This window comes from Herbaspirillum sp. alder98 (assembly GCF_020179755.1).
GTDB lineage: Bacteria > Pseudomonadota > Gammaproteobacteria > Burkholderiales > Burkholderiaceae_D > Herbaspirillum.
Genome location: NZ_JAIUCY010000006.1, coordinates 119814 through 134396, shown reverse-complemented (window position 1 = coordinate 134396; position 14583 = coordinate 119814). Strand labels below are relative to the sequence as shown.

15 protein-coding genes are annotated in these 14583 nt (G+C 62.9%); 9 read left to right on the top strand and 6 right to left on the bottom strand.

Annotation, left to right across the window (positions count from 1 at the left end):
- Positions 1-3 precede the first annotated feature (3 nt).
- Positions 4-381, top strand: coding sequence for a glycine cleavage system protein GcvH (gene gcvH / locus LBW87_RS15555; RefSeq protein ID WP_225202399.1), 378 nt, complete (start codon positions 4-6; stop codon positions 379-381).
- Here the strand turns inward: gcvH and ssuD are convergent.
- Positions 378-1499 carry an FMNH2-dependent alkanesulfonate monooxygenase gene (gene ssuD, locus LBW87_RS15550; protein WP_225202398.1) on the bottom strand — a complete coding sequence of 374 codons (1122 nt, stop codon included), beginning with the start codon at positions 1497-1499 and terminating at the stop codon, positions 378-380. The two genes, gcvH and ssuD, sit on opposite strands and share 4 nt — an antisense overlap.
- 346 nt (positions 1500-1845) lie before the next feature.
- On the opposite strand from ssuD, the gene LBW87_RS15545 reads away from it, so the two are divergent.
- The gene (locus LBW87_RS15545) at positions 1846-2019 is read left to right on the top strand and encodes a hypothetical protein (protein WP_413927652.1); all 174 of its coding nucleotides are present in this window, start codon (positions 1846-1848) and stop codon (positions 2017-2019) included.
- Here the strand turns inward: LBW87_RS15545 and LBW87_RS15540 are convergent.
- Positions 2012-2896 (bottom strand): LysR substrate-binding domain-containing protein, encoded by an 885-nt coding sequence (locus tag LBW87_RS15540; RefSeq protein WP_225202397.1) that lies wholly within the window; start codon positions 2894-2896, stop codon positions 2012-2014. The two genes, LBW87_RS15545 and LBW87_RS15540, sit on opposite strands and share 8 nt — an antisense overlap.
- A gap of 74 nt (positions 2897-2970) precedes the next feature.
- On the opposite strand from LBW87_RS15540, the gene LBW87_RS15535 reads away from it, so the two are divergent.
- Both LBW87_RS15535 and LBW87_RS15530 read left to right on the top strand, forming a co-directional pair.
- Positions 2971-4092 carry an MFS transporter gene (locus LBW87_RS15535; protein WP_225202396.1) on the top strand — a complete coding sequence of 374 codons (1122 nt, stop codon included), beginning with the start codon at positions 2971-2973 and terminating at the stop codon, positions 4090-4092.
- 114 nt (positions 4093-4206) lie between these two features.
- Positions 4207-4362 (top strand): hypothetical protein, encoded by a 156-nt coding sequence (locus tag LBW87_RS15530; protein WP_225202395.1) that lies wholly within the window; start codon positions 4207-4209, stop codon positions 4360-4362.
- Positions 4363-4391: 29 nt separating this feature from the next.
- Here the strand turns inward: LBW87_RS15530 and epsC are convergent, their stop codons facing one another.
- Positions 4392-5327 carry a serine O-acetyltransferase EpsC gene (gene epsC / locus LBW87_RS15525; protein WP_225202394.1) on the bottom strand — a complete coding sequence of 312 codons (936 nt, stop codon included), beginning with the start codon at positions 5325-5327 and terminating at the stop codon, positions 4392-4394.
- 465 nt (positions 5328-5792) lie between these two features.
- On the opposite strand from epsC, the gene LBW87_RS15520 reads away from it, so the two are divergent.
- The 3 genes from LBW87_RS15520 (at position 5793) to LBW87_RS15510 (ending at position 7552) form a co-directional block, all read left to right on the top strand.
- On the top strand, positions 5793-6290 hold the full coding sequence (locus tag LBW87_RS15520) for a spore coat U domain-containing protein (RefSeq protein WP_225200858.1): 498 nt from the start codon (positions 5793-5795) through the stop codon (positions 6288-6290).
- Between the two features lie 309 nt (positions 6291-6599).
- Entirely contained in the window at positions 6600-7097 is a 498-nt protein-coding gene (locus tag LBW87_RS15515; protein WP_225200858.1) for a spore coat U domain-containing protein, read from the top strand.
- Between the two features lie 137 nt (positions 7098-7234).
- Complete coding sequence (locus tag LBW87_RS15510) at positions 7235-7552, top strand: hypothetical protein (RefSeq protein WP_225202393.1); 318 nt, start codon at positions 7235-7237, stop codon at positions 7550-7552.
- Here LBW87_RS15510 and LBW87_RS15505 read toward each other — a convergent pair.
- Complete coding sequence (locus LBW87_RS15505) at positions 7549-9270, bottom strand: chloride channel protein (protein ID WP_225202392.1); 1722 nt, start codon at positions 9268-9270, stop codon at positions 7549-7551. The genes LBW87_RS15510 and LBW87_RS15505 overlap by 4 nt on opposite strands.
- A gap of 195 nt (positions 9271-9465) precedes the next feature.
- On the opposite strand from LBW87_RS15505, the gene LBW87_RS15500 reads away from it, so the two are divergent.
- The gene (locus LBW87_RS15500) at positions 9466-10467 is read left to right on the top strand and encodes a sulfonate ABC transporter substrate-binding protein (protein WP_225202391.1); all 1002 of its coding nucleotides are present in this window, start codon (positions 9466-9468) and stop codon (positions 10465-10467) included.
- A gap of 97 nt (positions 10468-10564) precedes the next feature.
- Here the strand turns inward: LBW87_RS15500 and acpA are convergent, their stop codons facing one another.
- Positions 10565-12268 (bottom strand): acid phosphatase, encoded by a 1704-nt coding sequence (gene acpA, locus LBW87_RS15495; RefSeq protein WP_225202390.1) that lies wholly within the window; start codon positions 12266-12268, stop codon positions 10565-10567.
- Positions 12269-12378: 110 nt separating this feature from the next.
- Entirely contained in the window at positions 12379-13095 is a 717-nt protein-coding gene (locus tag LBW87_RS15490) for a Pr6Pr family membrane protein (RefSeq protein ID WP_225202389.1), read from the bottom strand.
- A gap of 723 nt (positions 13096-13818) precedes the next feature.
- Between LBW87_RS15490 and LBW87_RS15485 the strand changes: the two genes are divergently transcribed.
- A complete protein-coding gene (locus LBW87_RS15485; RefSeq protein WP_225202388.1) occupies positions 13819-14352 on the top strand; it encodes a bactofilin family protein in 534 nt (177 codons plus the stop codon).
- Positions 14353-14583: the final 231 nt, after the last annotated feature.

Here is a 14583-nt window from a genome sequence, read left to right as displayed (position 1 = left end):
GCCATGTTGATACCTGACAATCTGGTGTATGCCGAGACCCATGAGTGGGTGAGGGTGGAAGCCGACGGCGTGCTGGCCGTCGGCATCACCGACTTCGGCCAGGAGCAACTGGGGCCGCTGGTGTATGTGGACATGCCGGCCGTGGGCAGCAGCGTCAAGCGTGCCGGTGAATGCGGCATCGTCGAGTCCAACAAGACTGCCTCCGACCTGCATGCGCCGGTCGATGGCGAGATCGTCGCCATCAACGAGGCGCTGGTCGACACGCCCGACGCGGTCAACGGCGCACCCTACGAGCAATGGATCTTCAAGCTCAAGCCGGCCGTGCCGTTTTCGGCCGAGGGATTTCTTGATGCAGCGGCTTACCTGAAGCTGATTGCTTAAGAAGCGGCGGCGCGGATATCAAACGCGCCGCCGGTCTGGGCGCGGTCACGCAAGGTGACCGCTTGTTTGCCCAGCAATGGAAACACCAGTTCGGCAAAGCGGATCGATTCTTCCAGGTGCGGATAGCCCGACAGCACGAAGGTGTCGACCCCGAGGTCGGCATATTCCTGCAGGCGCTCGGCCACGGTGGCGGCGTCGCCGACCAGCGAAGTGCCGGCGCCGCCCCGCACCAGGCCCACGCCGGCCCACAGGTTGGGCGCAATCTCAAGCTTGTCGCGGCGGCCGCCGTGCAATGCTGCCATGCGTTTCTGGCCGACCGAATCCATGTTCGCGTAGTTTTTCTGGGCGCGGGCGATATCGTCGTCGGTCAGCTTGCTGATCAGGCGATCGGCATCGGCCCAGGCTTCTTCGGCGGTTTCCCGCACGATCACATGCAGCCGCACCCCGAAGCGCACGGTGCGCCCCTGTCGCGCCGCGCGTTCACGCACGTCGTCAATCTTCTGCGCCACGGCAGCGGGCGGTTCGCCCCAGGTGAGGTAGGCGTCCACATGCTTGGCGGCGAGGTCGTGGGCGGCATCGGAAGAGCCGCCGAAGTACAGCGGTGGGTAAGGTTTTTGCACCGCAGGATGAAACACCTGGCCCTGGCGGATGCTGAAATGCTTGCCGTCGAAATCGACTTTCTCGCCTTGCAGCAGGCGGCGCCAGATGGTCAGGTATTCGTCGGCGGCCTGGTAGCGTTCGTCGTGCTTGAGGAAGACGCCATCGGCTTCCAGTTCGGTGGCGTCGCCGCCCGGCACCACATTGAGTAGCAGCCGCCCGTTCAACGCCTGGTCGAGCGTGGCGGCCTGGCGGGCCGACGGGCCTGGGCCACCCAGCGACGTGCGCAGCGCCACCAGTAACTTGATGCGGTGCGTCACCGGCACCAGGCTGGAGGCCACCACCCAGGGATCGAGGCAGGAGGCGCCGGTGGGAATGAGCAGGCCGTCATAGCCGAGGTTCTCGCTGGTCACGGCGATCTGGCGCATGTAGTCGAGGGTCGGTGCACGGCCGAAGTCGGAGGTGCCGAGATAGCGGGTGTCGCCCGAGGTCGGGAGGAACCAGAAGATGTCTGTGGCCATGCGCGTGTTTCCTTGCGGTGCGGTGAACGGAGGACGGTCTGCTATTAGATCGCTGTGGGGTGGGGGATGGCTAAGAATGTTTTCTTATTTGCTTAGTTGGAAAACGACCGGGGCTTCACCCCGGTCGTCCTGACGCAAGTCAGGACCCAGCGTCTTTCGATGGCTCGTCAAGTCACAACAGAAGTCACTGGATCCCGGCCTGCGCCGGGACGACGAGGTTGGTTGTGCCTGAATTTTCTCCCACCACCGTCGTCCTGACGCAAGTCAGGACCCAGCGTCTTTCAATGGCTCGTCAGGTCACAACAGAAGTCACTGGATCCCGGCCTGCGCCGGGACGACGAGGTTGGTGGTACCTAGATTTTCTTCCACCACCGTCGTCCTGGCGAAAGTCAGGACCCAGCTCCTGCGCACCGATGTGGTGGTGATGGGGATCGTGCTGATCGGCATCATCGCGTATCTGTTCGACCTGGCGATGCGTCGCCTGTCGCAGGCGCTCACGCCGTGGCGCAGCGCTAGCTGAGGAGGCGGTGTTCGCCCAGCCAGCGTGCGAACAACTGCGCTTCCGGTCCGGCCTGCTCGCTGATGCCGAGGTAATAGGGCGCCAGCGGCATGCGCAGCTCGGGCAGCGGGCAGACCAGGCGACCGGAGCGCAGGTCGTTGTCCGCCAGCGAGACCGGCGACAGCGCCAGACCCAGGCCATCGACGGCCGCCTGCAAGACAAAATGCACGTGATCGAAATGCAGGGTCGGCTGACGCCGCGAGCGCTTGACGCCGGTCAGGCGCTTGAACTCTTCCCAGTCGCTGCGGCGGCTGTGCGACAGCAGCAGCGTGTGCGCGGTGATGGCACGGGCGTCGGGCAGGGGGGTGTTCTTCAGCAGCGCCGGTGACGCCACCAGTAACAATTCGTCTTCCATGAAACGTTGCAGCTTCAGGGTCTCGGGCCAGTTGGTTTCGCCACGCCGTATCGCAATGTCGAACGGGCCGGGGGCGCGCGCCACGGTGGCCACGCTGGTGGCGACCTGCGGTTCTATGCCGGGGTAGCGCTCGACGAATCCCGACAGGTGCGGGATCAGCCAGCGCACCGCAAACGAGGGGCGCACATTGATGCTGACCGCGCGCGTCGGCGCATCTTTCATTACCCGCCTGGCTGCTGCCCCTAACTGTTCCAGCGCCGGGCTGGCTTCTTCGAAGAACTGGCGTCCGCGCTCGGTCAGCAGCACTTGCCGGATGCGCCGTTCGAACAGCGGCATGCCGAGATAGGTTTCGAGATTCTTGATCTGGCGGCTGATGGCGCCGTGGGTGACATTGAGTTCGAGCGCGGCCAGCGTGAAGCTCTGGTGCCGGGCCGCTGCCATGAAGGCGCGGATGGCATTGAGCGGAAGGGTTTGGTCGGCCATGCGTCAGATTTTATCACGCATGTGGCGAATTAATATCGTTTGTCAGCGCATCGGCCCAGCCTCAAGATGCCGTCATGACTCCCGATCCGCACCAGGCCAACCTCGATTCCCGTCACGCCGCGATGTCACTCTCGGCCGCCTTGCCCGCCGATATCGTGCTCTATCTGTTGTTGCCCATGTATGCGGCCAACTTCCATGTCAGCCTGGCCGAAGTCGGTATCCTGCTGGCCGCCAACCGGCTGGTGCGCATCGCCGGCTACCGCTGGGTGGCGCGCTTCTATGCCGAACGCGGCGACCGTCCGACCTGCATGCTGGCGGTGGCTGCTGCGGTGGTGTGCGCGCTGGGCTATGTGGTGGCGGACGGTTTCTGGGTCCTGCTGCCGTTGCGCCTGTTGTGGGGCATGGCCTTTGCCGGGCTCAACCTGTCGACCCAATCGATGTCCACTGCCAACCCGATGGGCGCGGCCAGGCGCTCGGGCCGTTCGCGCGCAGTGATCGCCATTGGCCCAATGCTGTGGCTGCCCACGGCCGCCTTGCTGGCGGCGCAGTTCGGGCCGCGCGTGGTGTTTTTGCTGGTGGCGGGCACCGCCTTGCTGGGTTTGCTGGCGGCGCGTCGGCTGCCATCCCACCCTTATCCCAAGCCGCCGGCGCGGCGCTGGAAGATGCCCAATGCGCTCGACTGGTGGTCTTTTCTCGAAGGCCTGACGCTGGATGGCCTGTTCATCATCGGCTTGTCCTATATGAGCAAGCAATCCTTCAGCGAACACGCAGAGTTGATCGCCGGCACCTTGATGGCCATGCGTTATGCCGGTGAAATCGTGCTGGCGCCGGTGGGCGGCTGGCTGGCCGAACGCTTCGGCGCGGTCAGGGTGCTGGTGGTGCTGTCGCTGACCACCTGCCTCGCGCTGGTCGGGTTTGGCGCCGGGGCGCTGTGGCTGTTTGCCGGCTTCATCGTGGTGTTGCGATCGTTGCAATTGCCGTTGCTGGCGCCCATCGTGGCAGCCCGCACTCCGCCCGAAGAACGGGTGCATGCGCTGGCCGGGCGCGCCATCTGGCGCGATATCGGCGCCGGCGCCGGCCCCATCATGGCGGGCTTGCTGTTGCCGGTGATGTCGTCATTGTGGATCTACAGCATGGCCGCAGGAGCCCTGGCGCTGGCCGCCGTGGCCTGCGCCAGGGAGCCGCGTCGCGTTTGATGTACGCAGCTTATGCAGTAAGCCGATAAGTAAAGCCGTATCGCTTCGTTTGATTTGTCGCTTGCCGGCGTTAGAGTGAGCTTGTCAGCTTATCTCACCTCACAAGGATCCGGCATGAACGACCAACACCTGTTTCAGGAACTGGGCACCGCAGCGCTGGAGCCCTTGCAGCCCTCCGAAAAGAAAATGATCGGCGCCGTGCTGTTCATCGGGCTTGGCCTGCTGGGCACGCTGTTCTTCATCAATCGTTATTTTCCGCTGGGAAACTGATCCCGGCGTGATCCCGGCGTGATGCCGGCCTAGCGCGTGCAGTCGCTCAACATTTCCGCCTGCGAGATGTTGCTGCCGGCCGGCACGCCATGGGTGAGCCAGACATTGCCGCCGATGACCGAGCCCTGGCCGATGGTGATGCGGCCCAGCACGGTCGCGCCGGCATAGATCACCACGTCGTCCTCGACGATAGGGTGGCGCGGAATACCCTTGACCAGCGCACCGTCCGGCTCGGTCGGAAAGCGCTTGGCCCCCAACGTCACCTGCTGGTACAAACGTACATTGCGCCCGATGATGGTGGTCTCGCCGATCACCACGCCGGTGCCATGGTCGATGAAGAAGCTGCCGGCGATCTGCGCTGCCGGGTGGATATCGATGCCGGTGGCCGAATGGGCGATATCGGAAATCAGGCGCGCCAGCAGAGGCGAACCCAGGCGATGCAGCGCGTGCGCCAGCCGGTGGTAGATGATGGCGGTGGTGCCGGGGTAGCACAGCAATATCTCCGACACGCTCGAGGCGGCCGGGTCGCCATGGTAGGCGGCCTGGATATCGGACACCAGCACATCGCGAATCGCCGGCAACTGATGCGCGAATTCACGCGTGATGACGGCGGCGCGAGCGCGCAATTGCTCGTCGTCTTCCGGCTCATCCACGCCAAAGTACAGGCCGCGCCTGACTTGTTCCCCTAATACCGATAACGCCGCATTGAGCTGGCTGCCGACGAAATAGTCGATGGTTTCGTCCGACAGGATGGTATGTCCATAGTGGGTCGGGAACAGCGCTGCGGTCAGTTTCTTCAGGACTTCCTGCATCGCCTCTCGCGACGGCAGCTCGCGGATCTCGCCGCGATGGCGGATCTTGTGCGTGACTTCGCGCGAGGTACGCAGCCCGGCCACGACCGTGCCCAGGCCCAGCCCTGCCGTATCGGCCAGGGCACTCAGTTCGGGGGTATTCGAGGTATCCATGCCGGCATGCTATCAAAAATGCGGGACAGGCGTTGGCGCGGGCAAGGAGTTTGAAGCGGGCAAAGAAGGGCGGGGAGAGTGATTCGCGGCGCCCAGTCCTATCTGGAAAGTGGCGCCGCCGGTGAATCTACTCTGAGGCCTACTTTAATCGCGCTGGAAAAGTTAATCCAATGCTCATTGGAAATATCGATATGCACAAGCAGGATTAATAGTTCAAGTTATTGATTTTATTGAATAAATATTTTGTTTTTTATTGGATTTATGTCGGTTCGGCGCGGACGGAATGCGCCGTCCCTGTTGTTTTTTTCGTGACTAGGGTTTTGCCTGATGCGGTTGGCCGTGCTCTCGGGTTTCGCCCGATGTCGCCGGTCCGCTCCCGAAATTAAAGTACATCCATACCCGCTGCACACAGAAGTCTTCGCAGGGTGTGAGGACAACGCCGGGACACAACACAGGGAGAATCACATGTTTGCCAAGAACAACCGCATCGTCGCCGCTTCCATCGCCGCCATCGTCCTGGCTACCAGCGCTCCGCAATCCTTCGCCGCTACCGCAACCGGCTCGCTGACCATTAGCGCCAACGTGGTCGCAGCCTGCACCGTGGTCGGTTCGGCTATCGCCTTCGGCGCCTACACACAAGCTGTGGTGAACCAGACCGGTGGCATCACCGTGCTGTGCACCAACGGCACCGCCTACAACGTCGGTCTGGATGCCGGCACCGGCGCAGGCGCAACTACTGCTGCCCGCAAGATGACCGGCAGCGGCGGCGGCACCCTGAACTACGCGCTGTACCGCGATTCGGGCCGCACCAACAACTGGGGTTCGACCATCGGCACCGACACCTTGACCGGCACCGGCAGCGGTTTGATCCAGTCGCTGACTGTGTATGGCCAAGTGGCTGCTGCGCAGACTCCGCTGGCTGGCACCTACTCGGATACCGTCACCGTTACCTTGACTTATTGATTTGACAACCCGGCCACTGGCTGGCCTGGTTGGTTGCTGGAATGGAAATATCGTGGGGGTTTTATCCTGAGGGGGATGGCGGCGTACTTCGGTGAAGTACGCCGTTTTTTTATTGGTGGCGTGGTGGCGTTAGCGGCGCTGTTGTTTTTTTCGTGACTAGGGTTTTGCCTGATGCGTCTGGCCGTGCTCTCGGGTTTCACCCTATGTCGCGGGAGCGGTCCAGAAATTAAAGTACATCCATACCCGCTGCACACAGAAGTCTTCGCAGGGTGTGAGGACAAGGCCGGGACACGACACAGGGAGAATCACATGTTTGCCAAGAACAACCGCATCGTTGCCGCTTCCATCGCCGCCATCGTCCTGGCCACCAGCGCTCCGCAATCCTTCGCCGCTACCGCGACCGGCTCGCTGACCATCAGCGCCAACGTCGTTGCAGCCTGCACCGTGGTCGGTTCGGCCATCGCCTTCGGCGCCTACACACAAGCTGTGGTGAATCAAACCGGTGGCATCACCGTGTTGTGCACCAACGGCACCGCCTACAACGTCGGTCTGGATGCCGGCACCGGCGCAGGCGCAACTACTGCTGCCCGCAAGATGACCGGCAGTGGCGGCGGCACCCTGAACTACGCGCTGTATCGCGATTCGGGCCGCACCAACAACTGGGGTTCGACCATCGGCACCGACACCTTGACCGGCACCGGCAGCGGCCTGATCCAGTCGCTGACTGTGTATGGCCAAGTGGCTGCTGCACAGACTCCGCTGGCTGGCACTTACTCGGATACCGTGACGGTCACGCTGACCTACTAAGTTTCGAATCGGGGGAGTTCCGAAGGGGGAAGCGGCGCACTTCAGTGAAGTGCGCCGTTTTATTTTGCGCGAACGCCGCGCCGGTTTCGGGATCACATGCCCAGTGGCCCACCGCCCAACCTCATCGGGAGAAAAACATGACACGCCGATATGTCGCCCTGGCCAGCCTTGTCTTGATGGCAACGGTTGCGCGCGCGCAGATTCCACAGACGGCGCCGCCGACGCCGGTTTCAAGCGACCTCACGCGCAGCTGTACCGCCACCGGCGTATGCACCCTGACCTGCATGAGCCCGCAGGGCACCGCCGTCATCAAGGAAAACGCGACCCGCGCCGTGCGCATCATTTCGTTATCGAATGGCAATACTGAATTCAGGCTCGACAGCGGCAGCGAGGGCGTCAATGTGGTGCTGGTGTCGACCCAGAACCTGGCGTGCAAGCTGGTGGGGGCGGTCTAGCGCCCCAGCAGTCGTTCGCGCACCGATTCTTCGGCAGCATGCGTGGCCACCGCCCGCACCAGGTCGGACAGTGCCAGCATGCCGATGACGCGCATGCCCTTGATGCTGTCGACCACCGGCAGGCGCGCAACGCCCAGCCCGGCCATGCGACCGGCAGCGGCGCGTGCGCTCATCTGTGGCAACAGGTAATCCGGGGCCAGGCCCGACTGCGGCAGCAGCGCGCGGCAAGTCTGCTCGGCGGCGGCCAGTTCCAGTGCCTGCCTGGGTAACATGCCAAGCAGCCGTCCGTTGTCGGTGACCGGGTAGTAGCGGTGGCTGTCGCCGCTGGCGATCACGCTGCATCGCAGCGCCGGCAGCGCGGCATCGAGCGTGGTCGGGGTCACGCTCATCAGGTCTTCCACATGATGACGTTCGAGTGGATCGACGCCGTATTCGCGATGCACATGCAAGCCGCGGCGGGCGATCTTTTCGGTCATGATCGAGCGCTTCATCAGCAATACGTTGACGCCATAGGCCACCGCGCAGGTGACCATCAGTGGCAACAGCGCATCGCTGGCACCGGTCAAGCCGAAGGCAAACACGATGGCCGTCAGGGGCGCGCCCAATACGCTGCCCAGCACGCCGGCCATGCAGACCAGCGCCCACAGCGCCGGCGTGCCGCCCGGCAACCAGTGCGACAGCAACATGCCCAAGCCAGCGCCCAGCATCAGCAACGGCGCCAGCACCCCGCCGGAGGTGCCCGAACCCAGCGCGACCAGCCAGATGACGGCCTTCACCGCCAGCAGCGACAACGCGGCGCTGGCGATGATGTGGTTGTGCAGCAGGTCGGCGATGACGTCGTAGCCCACGCCGAGCGCGCGCGGCTCGACCATGCCACCCAGCCCGACCACCACGCCGCCGATGGCGGGCCACCACATCCAGTGCAGCGGCAGCCGATGAAAACCGTCTTCGACCCGATATAACGCCAGCGTCAGCACGGCGGCCAGCACGCCGCTGGCCAGGCCCGCCGCCAGGCACGACAGGAATGCGATCAGTCCGGGGCTGCCGACCGGCAACGGAAAGAGCGGACCGGCATCGATCGCCAGTGGTCGCAGGAAGCCAGCCGTGGCGCAGGCCAACACCACCGGCAACAGGCTGCGCGGCTTCAGTTCGAACAGCAGCAACTCGATCGCCAGCAGCACCGCCGCCACCGGGGTGCCGAAGATGGCGGTCATGCCGGCGCAGGCGCCGGCCACCAGCAGCGACTTGCGCTCGGCTGCCGTCACCGGGAAGCACTGCGCCAGCAGCGACGCCAGTGATCCGCCGGTCATGATGATCGGGCCCTCGGCGCCAAAGGGGCCACCGCTGCCGATCACGATGCCGGACGACAACGGCTTGAGCAGCGCCACCTTGGCCGACATGCGACTCTTGCCGAACAGGATCGCCTCGATGGCCTCGGGAATACCGTGCCCGCGGATCTTGTCGCTGCCGTAGCGCGCCATGAGGCCAACGATCAGCGCTCCCACTACCGGCACCAGCGCCGCCAGCCATCCCAAAGTGTTAGTCGACGGCGAGACGGCTTCGGTCGACAGGCGCTGGAAGTAGAACAGGTTGGTGCACAGCGCGATCAGTTTCAATAACAACCAGGCAGCGCCAGTGCCGAGCACGCCGATGACGATGGCCAGCAATGAGAGCAGGGGCAGCCGCAGGTCGGCGGTGTAGTCGCGTTTATGCGTCATGATGAAATCAGTTTGTTATACCGGGAGAGTTAGCGTCTAAATATATCATAACGTGATATATATGGTCGATAAGCGCCATGTGAAGCAATCTGGCTTATCCGATTTTCTTATAAGCAGTATCGGAAGTATTAGTTCGCAGTCACTGCAGAGGTGGTTAGCCTGAGCCATTCAATCATCGATACGGAAAGTGTTGGCATGACCCAAGACAACAAGAGAAACGAAGCCATCGCCCAATTGCAAAAAGGGCGCCGTCGTCGCCAGCTGGTGATGGCCGGCCTGGGGCTGGGGGTGGTCGCGGCAGCCGCACTGGCGCCGCGCCAGGCGCATGCGGCGCAGCGCGAGCTTCGGGTCGGTTACCAGAAGGGGGCGTTGAGCATCATCCGTACGCGCGGCGTGCTTGAGAAGCGCCTGGCGCCGCTGGGCGCTAGCGTGAAATGGGTGGAATTCACGGCAGGCCCGGTGCAGCTTGAGGCGCTGGGCGCAAATTCGATCGACTTCGGCGATGTCGGCGAAGCGCCACCGATCTTTTCGCAGGCGGCCGGCACGCCGCTGGTCTATGTGGCGGCGACCGTGGCGCGGCCCAAGGTCGAAGCGGTGCTGGTGCCTAACAGCTCGCCGATCAAGAGCGTGGCCGACCTCAAAGGCAAACGGGTGGCGTTCAACAAGGGTTCCAACGTGCATTACTTCCTGGTCAAGCTGCTGGAAAAGCATGGCCTGCACTACAGCGACGTGAACCCGGTGTTCCTGGCGCCGGCCGATGCGCGTGCGGCGTTCGAACGCGGTTCGGTGGATGCCTGGGTGATCTGGGAACCCTATCTGGCGGCGGCCGAGCAGACCTTGCAGGCGCGCATCCTGGCGGATGCCACCGGCGTGGTGAAGAATCGTGCCTATTATTTTTCGTCGCGTGAATTTGCCAAGGCCAATGCCGACCTGCTCAAGATCGCCATCGAAGAACTCGACAAGCTGGACGGCTGGGCCAAGTCGCGTCCCGATGAATATGCGGGCGAACTGGCGGCCATTCTCGGCTTGCCCAGGAATGTGGTGGAAGTGGCGGTCAGGCGTTATGACTTCGGCACTTTGCCCATCACCAATGCCATCCTCGACGAGCAGCAGCAGATTGCCGATACTTTCCTCGACCTGAAGCTGATTCCCAGGAAAATCAGCCTGCGCGAGACTGCGCCGCCCTGGCTGGCGTGATACTGGAAGACGCTGGGTCCTGACTTTCGTCAGGACGACGGGGGGGGGGTATAACTAATCCGTCGTGCCGGCGAAGGCCGGCACCCAGCGTCTTTTTTCAGCCCAGATCCAGCGCGTTGGTCAAGTCACCCATCGGCTGCTGCCCGCGCGCGACCATGGCGTCGTCACGCGCCTTCAGGCCATCCAGCTTTTCAAGACCGAAGGTGCGCGTGATCAGGCGCAGGATCGACGCCGTGTCGTACACCGTATGGTCGACCGTGCCGCGGCGCGCAAAAGGCGACACGACGATCGCCGGCACGCGTGTGCCCGGTCCCCAACGGTCGCCCTTGGGCGGCGCCACGTGGTCCCACCAGCCGCCGTTTTCATCGACCGTGATCACCACCACCATGTTTTTCCATTGCGGGCTGGCGCGCAGGCTCTTGACGATGTGCGCGATATGGCGGTCGCCCGAGGTGACGTCGGCATAGCCGGCGTGCATGTTGAGATTGCCCTGGGGCTTGTAGAAGCTGACCGCCGGCAGCCGGCCGGCTTCGGCATCGGCCAGGAAGCGGTTGGTGCGGGCTTCGTCGCCCAGGCCACCGTCGCGCAGGCGCTTGTTGCGCTCGCTCGGATTGTCCGGGCCCAGGTTCTTGAAGTAGTTGAATGGCTGGTGGTGATACTGGAAGTTAGGAATCTTGGGGATCCCCTTCGAGTCCTTGAATTCGTCCAGCGTGGCTTGCCAGGCGCCGGCATACCAGGCCCATTCGATGCCTTTCTTGCCCAGCTTGTCGCCGATGTGTTCATGCGTCTGCGGCACCAGCACGCTGGGCTGGTTCGGTTCGGCATAGGCCGGGTTGTTGCGGTCGCGGGTCCAGGTCGGCCAGTAGGGCGGGGCCATGGTGTTGACCGCATAGCCGTCCGGCGTCAGGGCGCTGGGGCCGAACTTGGGCGCGCCCTGCAGTGCGCTGGCCGGGCTGTTCTCGGCCGGGACCAGTTGGCCCGACAACGGATCGCCGCCGACGGTCTTGGCGACCTGGGTGCGCGAGACCGAGGTGGCCACGTTCGGGTAATACGGCGCGGCCGCCGAGATCAGGTATTGGTGATTCAGGAACGAGCCGCCGAAGGCGCCCTGGAAGAAGTTGTCGCACAGCACGAATTCGCGGGCGATATCCCACAGGCGCAGGTTGTATCGGGTGTCCGCGTAGTGGCCCATGACCAGCCCGCCCGAATCGGCCCAGGCCACGAAACCGTCATTCTTGCCGCCGTTGATCTGCATCTGGTTCTGGTAGAACACGTGCCACAGGTCGCGCGTGACCAGGCCCAGCGGCAAGGCTTCGCCTTGCGGGCCCTTCATGGCAAAGGGCGCATTGGGCAGGTTGTTCTGGTACTGCTTGCCGGCTTCGTAGGTGACGCCTTCGATGGCTTGTTCCTGGCCCACCACGCCACCCCACACCGGCGGCAACTGCTTGAGCACGCTGCCGTCGCGGTCTCGCTGCTGGTAGTCGGACGGCTTGAGCGAAGACAAGGGCTTTTCGACGCCAGGGAAGTCGCCGAACAGGTTATTGAAACTACGGTTTTCGGCGTAGATGACGACGACGGTCTTGATCTTGTCGCGCAGGGCGGAATCCAGCGCGGCGCTGGCGGCCGGGTTGCTGCCGGGATGGCTGGCGGCGCCATCGGTGGCGCAGGCCGACAGCGCGCTGCCGGCGCTCAATGCCGCCATGCCACCCAGAAAGCGGCGGCGGCTGTTGCTGTCAGGAACGCTCGGAGTGGATGCGTCAGAGGCATCGGCCGGGGCGGCCGTGTCGTTGTGGATGGTCATGTTTTTTCCTGTCGGATATTGTTGTGGTTCAAGGCGCGGAACCGCAAAAGGATAGCGCTGCCGTGTGACAGAAATATGTCTTGCGAAAATCTTTTAGCGTCAGCGCGGCGTCATTTACGGGCCAAGGCCGGCTTGCCCGAATGATTGACCACGATGAACAGCGTCATCAAGCCGATGAAGCCGGCCAGCAGCAGGCTGGCGTTGAGCATCACGCGCGGGTAGCCGAGCGTGCTGACATTGATGAACGGATAAGGGTAGAAGCCCGAGGCCGCGCCGCGCCACAAGGTGATGGCCAGGTAGCCCAGCGGATAGATCAGCCACAGCAGGGATTTCTTGACCGAACTGTGAAACACCGGCACGAAGAAGATCCAGTACACCATCGCCAGCAGCGGCACCACGGTGTGCAGGCTCTCGTTGACCAGCGCGCGGTAGCCGGTGGGTGTCCACAGATGGCGCAGCAGCAGGTTATAGGCGATGCCGACAAAGGCCAGGTAGGCCACCACCGCCGAGACCACCGAGGGCTGCCGGCAAAACCGGCTCAACGGCGTCTTGAGCGACAACGCCAGCGACGTAAACACCAGCGCCGACATCAGGATGGTGAGGTTGGTCAGGTACATCGACAGGCGGTCCAGCCCTTCCAGCACGCCGCCGCCCCGCGCCAGCAGGCGATTGATGGTGATGTCGGTCTGGGCAATGAAGGCGCACCAGCTGATCAGCGCGATGATCGCAGCCAGCAGGCGCGCCGCACCCGAATTGCGTTCGGCCGGGAAAATATTGGCGCCGAAGGAATCAAGCGATCCCGGCGAGGAGTTCTGGTCGTGGCTCATGGCATGGGGACGAACGGAAAAAGATTGATTCTGACGATCCATTGCATCATAAAACGGTTCCGGCCGCGCTGCAGCAGCCCGTGACATCCGTTTGCATCGCTTACAAATTCCAGGGCAGTTGCCGACACCTCATCCGTAGGTTGAGGTGTCGCTGAAAGTGAATGTGGTGGCTTCTCGCGCTTCGAATGGTGTCGCCTTCCGGCGACGAATTGCCTGCTGTAACTGTTACATTTTTTTTGATTACAAGCGCCGCAGAAAACTAAATAATTTGCATTGTGTAAATCACGCAAATAATTGTTTTCAACCTCTGGCGGCGCGCAGCGCGACCCGCCGCAACATCGACAAATTCAACCGTTCTCGAAGCGCATGAACATCGCCATGTCACAGGTGAGAATGGTTGTCGCCGGATGCTTTTTTAATTAATTCGTTAGTGATTTTGATGTTACAAATTACTGGTGAACTTTCGAAAAAGTGTCCTGCCTGAACCGCACAGGTTTCTTTCCTGACAAGCCAACGTCGCCATCGGCGGCGCTGTAAAAAACGCAGGAAGCCTGTTGGTACCGCGACGTGCACCTGAATGGTCGGGCTTGCCCAGGACCCTCATCTGCGAGCACCGACAACGTCGGTCATGTGATTTGCAGATGCGCTCATCCATTCGCATGCGCTTCGTTTTGTTATTTCGTGCGCCCCATTTTGCACGCTCTATTATTTTCAGGAGATCCCATGCTTCGCTCAGAAACCCTCTTCGGCAAACGTGACACCGGCTCGACCAATTCGCCTTTCAGCGCCGCCAATGCATCGCAACCCGGCGCCACCGGCGCTGGCGTGTCCAGCCTGAACAAGAGCACCCAATACCCATCGTCGGTGGCCGGCGGCGCCGGCAGCGCCACTCCGGCGCCGACCGAAGAGTCGGGCAGCAAGCTGACCGTCGGCCCCAATATCAAGGTCAAGGGCGAGATCGAAGACTGCGACACGCTGGTGGTAGAAGGCCGCGTGCAGGCCACCATCAATTGCCGCGTGGTGCAGATTGCCGAGCGCGGCGCCTTCAAGGGGTCGGCCGAGATCGACCTGGCCGAGATCCGCGGCGAGTTCGATGGCGACCTGACTGTGCGCCAGAAGCTGGTGATCTATTCGAGCGGCAAGGTCACCGGCAAGATCCGTTACGGCAAGCTGGTGATCGAAGAGGGCGGTCAACTGGCGGGTGATCTGCAGGTCAGCGGTTACGAGCAGAAGGAACTGCTGCAAAAGACCGCCTGAAGCAGTCCGCGGGCGGTCGCCGCTGCCGTTGTCAGCGCGGCATTGCCTGGATGAAACTTCTGTCTGCGAGCACCGGGCGAAGAGGGCAATTGCGGCCGTAAGGGCTGCAATTGCGTCACTGCCGGCCTCCTGGCTTGGAGCGTGCACCCGGCTCGTGCGACAATAGCGCCTTTCGTCGTTCGCCGGCTCAGGATCAGCCGGTGGCGGTACGTGCTCAGCCCGTCCCGTTCG

Excerpts from the sequence above, each read along its gene's own strand:
- LBW87_RS15500 (WP_225202391.1), top strand. The coding sequence starts at position 9,466 with ATGACCCAAGACAACAAGAGAAACGAAGCCATCGCCCAATTGCAAAAA.
- LBW87_RS15510 (WP_225202393.1), top strand. The coding sequence starts at position 7,235 with ATGACACGCCGATATGTCGCCCTGGCCAGCCTTGTCTTGATGGCAACG.
- epsC (WP_225202394.1), bottom strand. The coding sequence starts at position 5,327 with ATGGATACCTCGAATACCCCCGAACTGAGTGCCCTGGCCGATACGGCA.
- ssuD (WP_225202398.1), bottom strand. The coding sequence starts at position 1,499 with ATGGCCACAGACATCTTCTGGTTCCTCCCGACCTCGGGCGACACCCGC.
- gcvH (WP_225202399.1), top strand. The coding sequence starts at position 4 with ATGTTGATACCTGACAATCTGGTGTATGCCGAGACCCATGAGTGGGTG.
- LBW87_RS15540 (WP_225202397.1), bottom strand. The coding sequence starts at position 2,896 with ATGGCCGACCAAACCCTTCCGCTCAATGCCATCCGCGCCTTCATGGCA.
- LBW87_RS15515 (WP_225200858.1), top strand. The coding sequence starts at position 6,600 with ATGTTTGCCAAGAACAACCGCATCGTTGCCGCTTCCATCGCCGCCATC.
- LBW87_RS15490 (WP_225202389.1), bottom strand. The coding sequence starts at position 13,095 with ATGAGCCACGACCAGAACTCCTCGCCGGGATCGCTTGATTCCTTCGGC.
- LBW87_RS15520 (WP_225200858.1), top strand. The coding sequence starts at position 5,793 with ATGTTTGCCAAGAACAACCGCATCGTCGCCGCTTCCATCGCCGCCATC.
- LBW87_RS15505 (WP_225202392.1), bottom strand. The coding sequence starts at position 9,270 with ATGACGCATAAACGCGACTACACCGCCGACCTGCGGCTGCCCCTGCTC.
- acpA (WP_225202390.1), bottom strand. The coding sequence starts at position 12,268 with ATGACCATCCACAACGACACGGCCGCCCCGGCCGATGCCTCTGACGCA.
- LBW87_RS15485 (WP_225202388.1), top strand. The coding sequence starts at position 13,819 with ATGCTTCGCTCAGAAACCCTCTTCGGCAAACGTGACACCGGCTCGACC.
- LBW87_RS15535 (WP_225202396.1), top strand. The coding sequence starts at position 2,971 with ATGACTCCCGATCCGCACCAGGCCAACCTCGATTCCCGTCACGCCGCG.
- LBW87_RS15530 (WP_225202395.1), top strand. The coding sequence starts at position 4,207 with ATGAACGACCAACACCTGTTTCAGGAACTGGGCACCGCAGCGCTGGAG.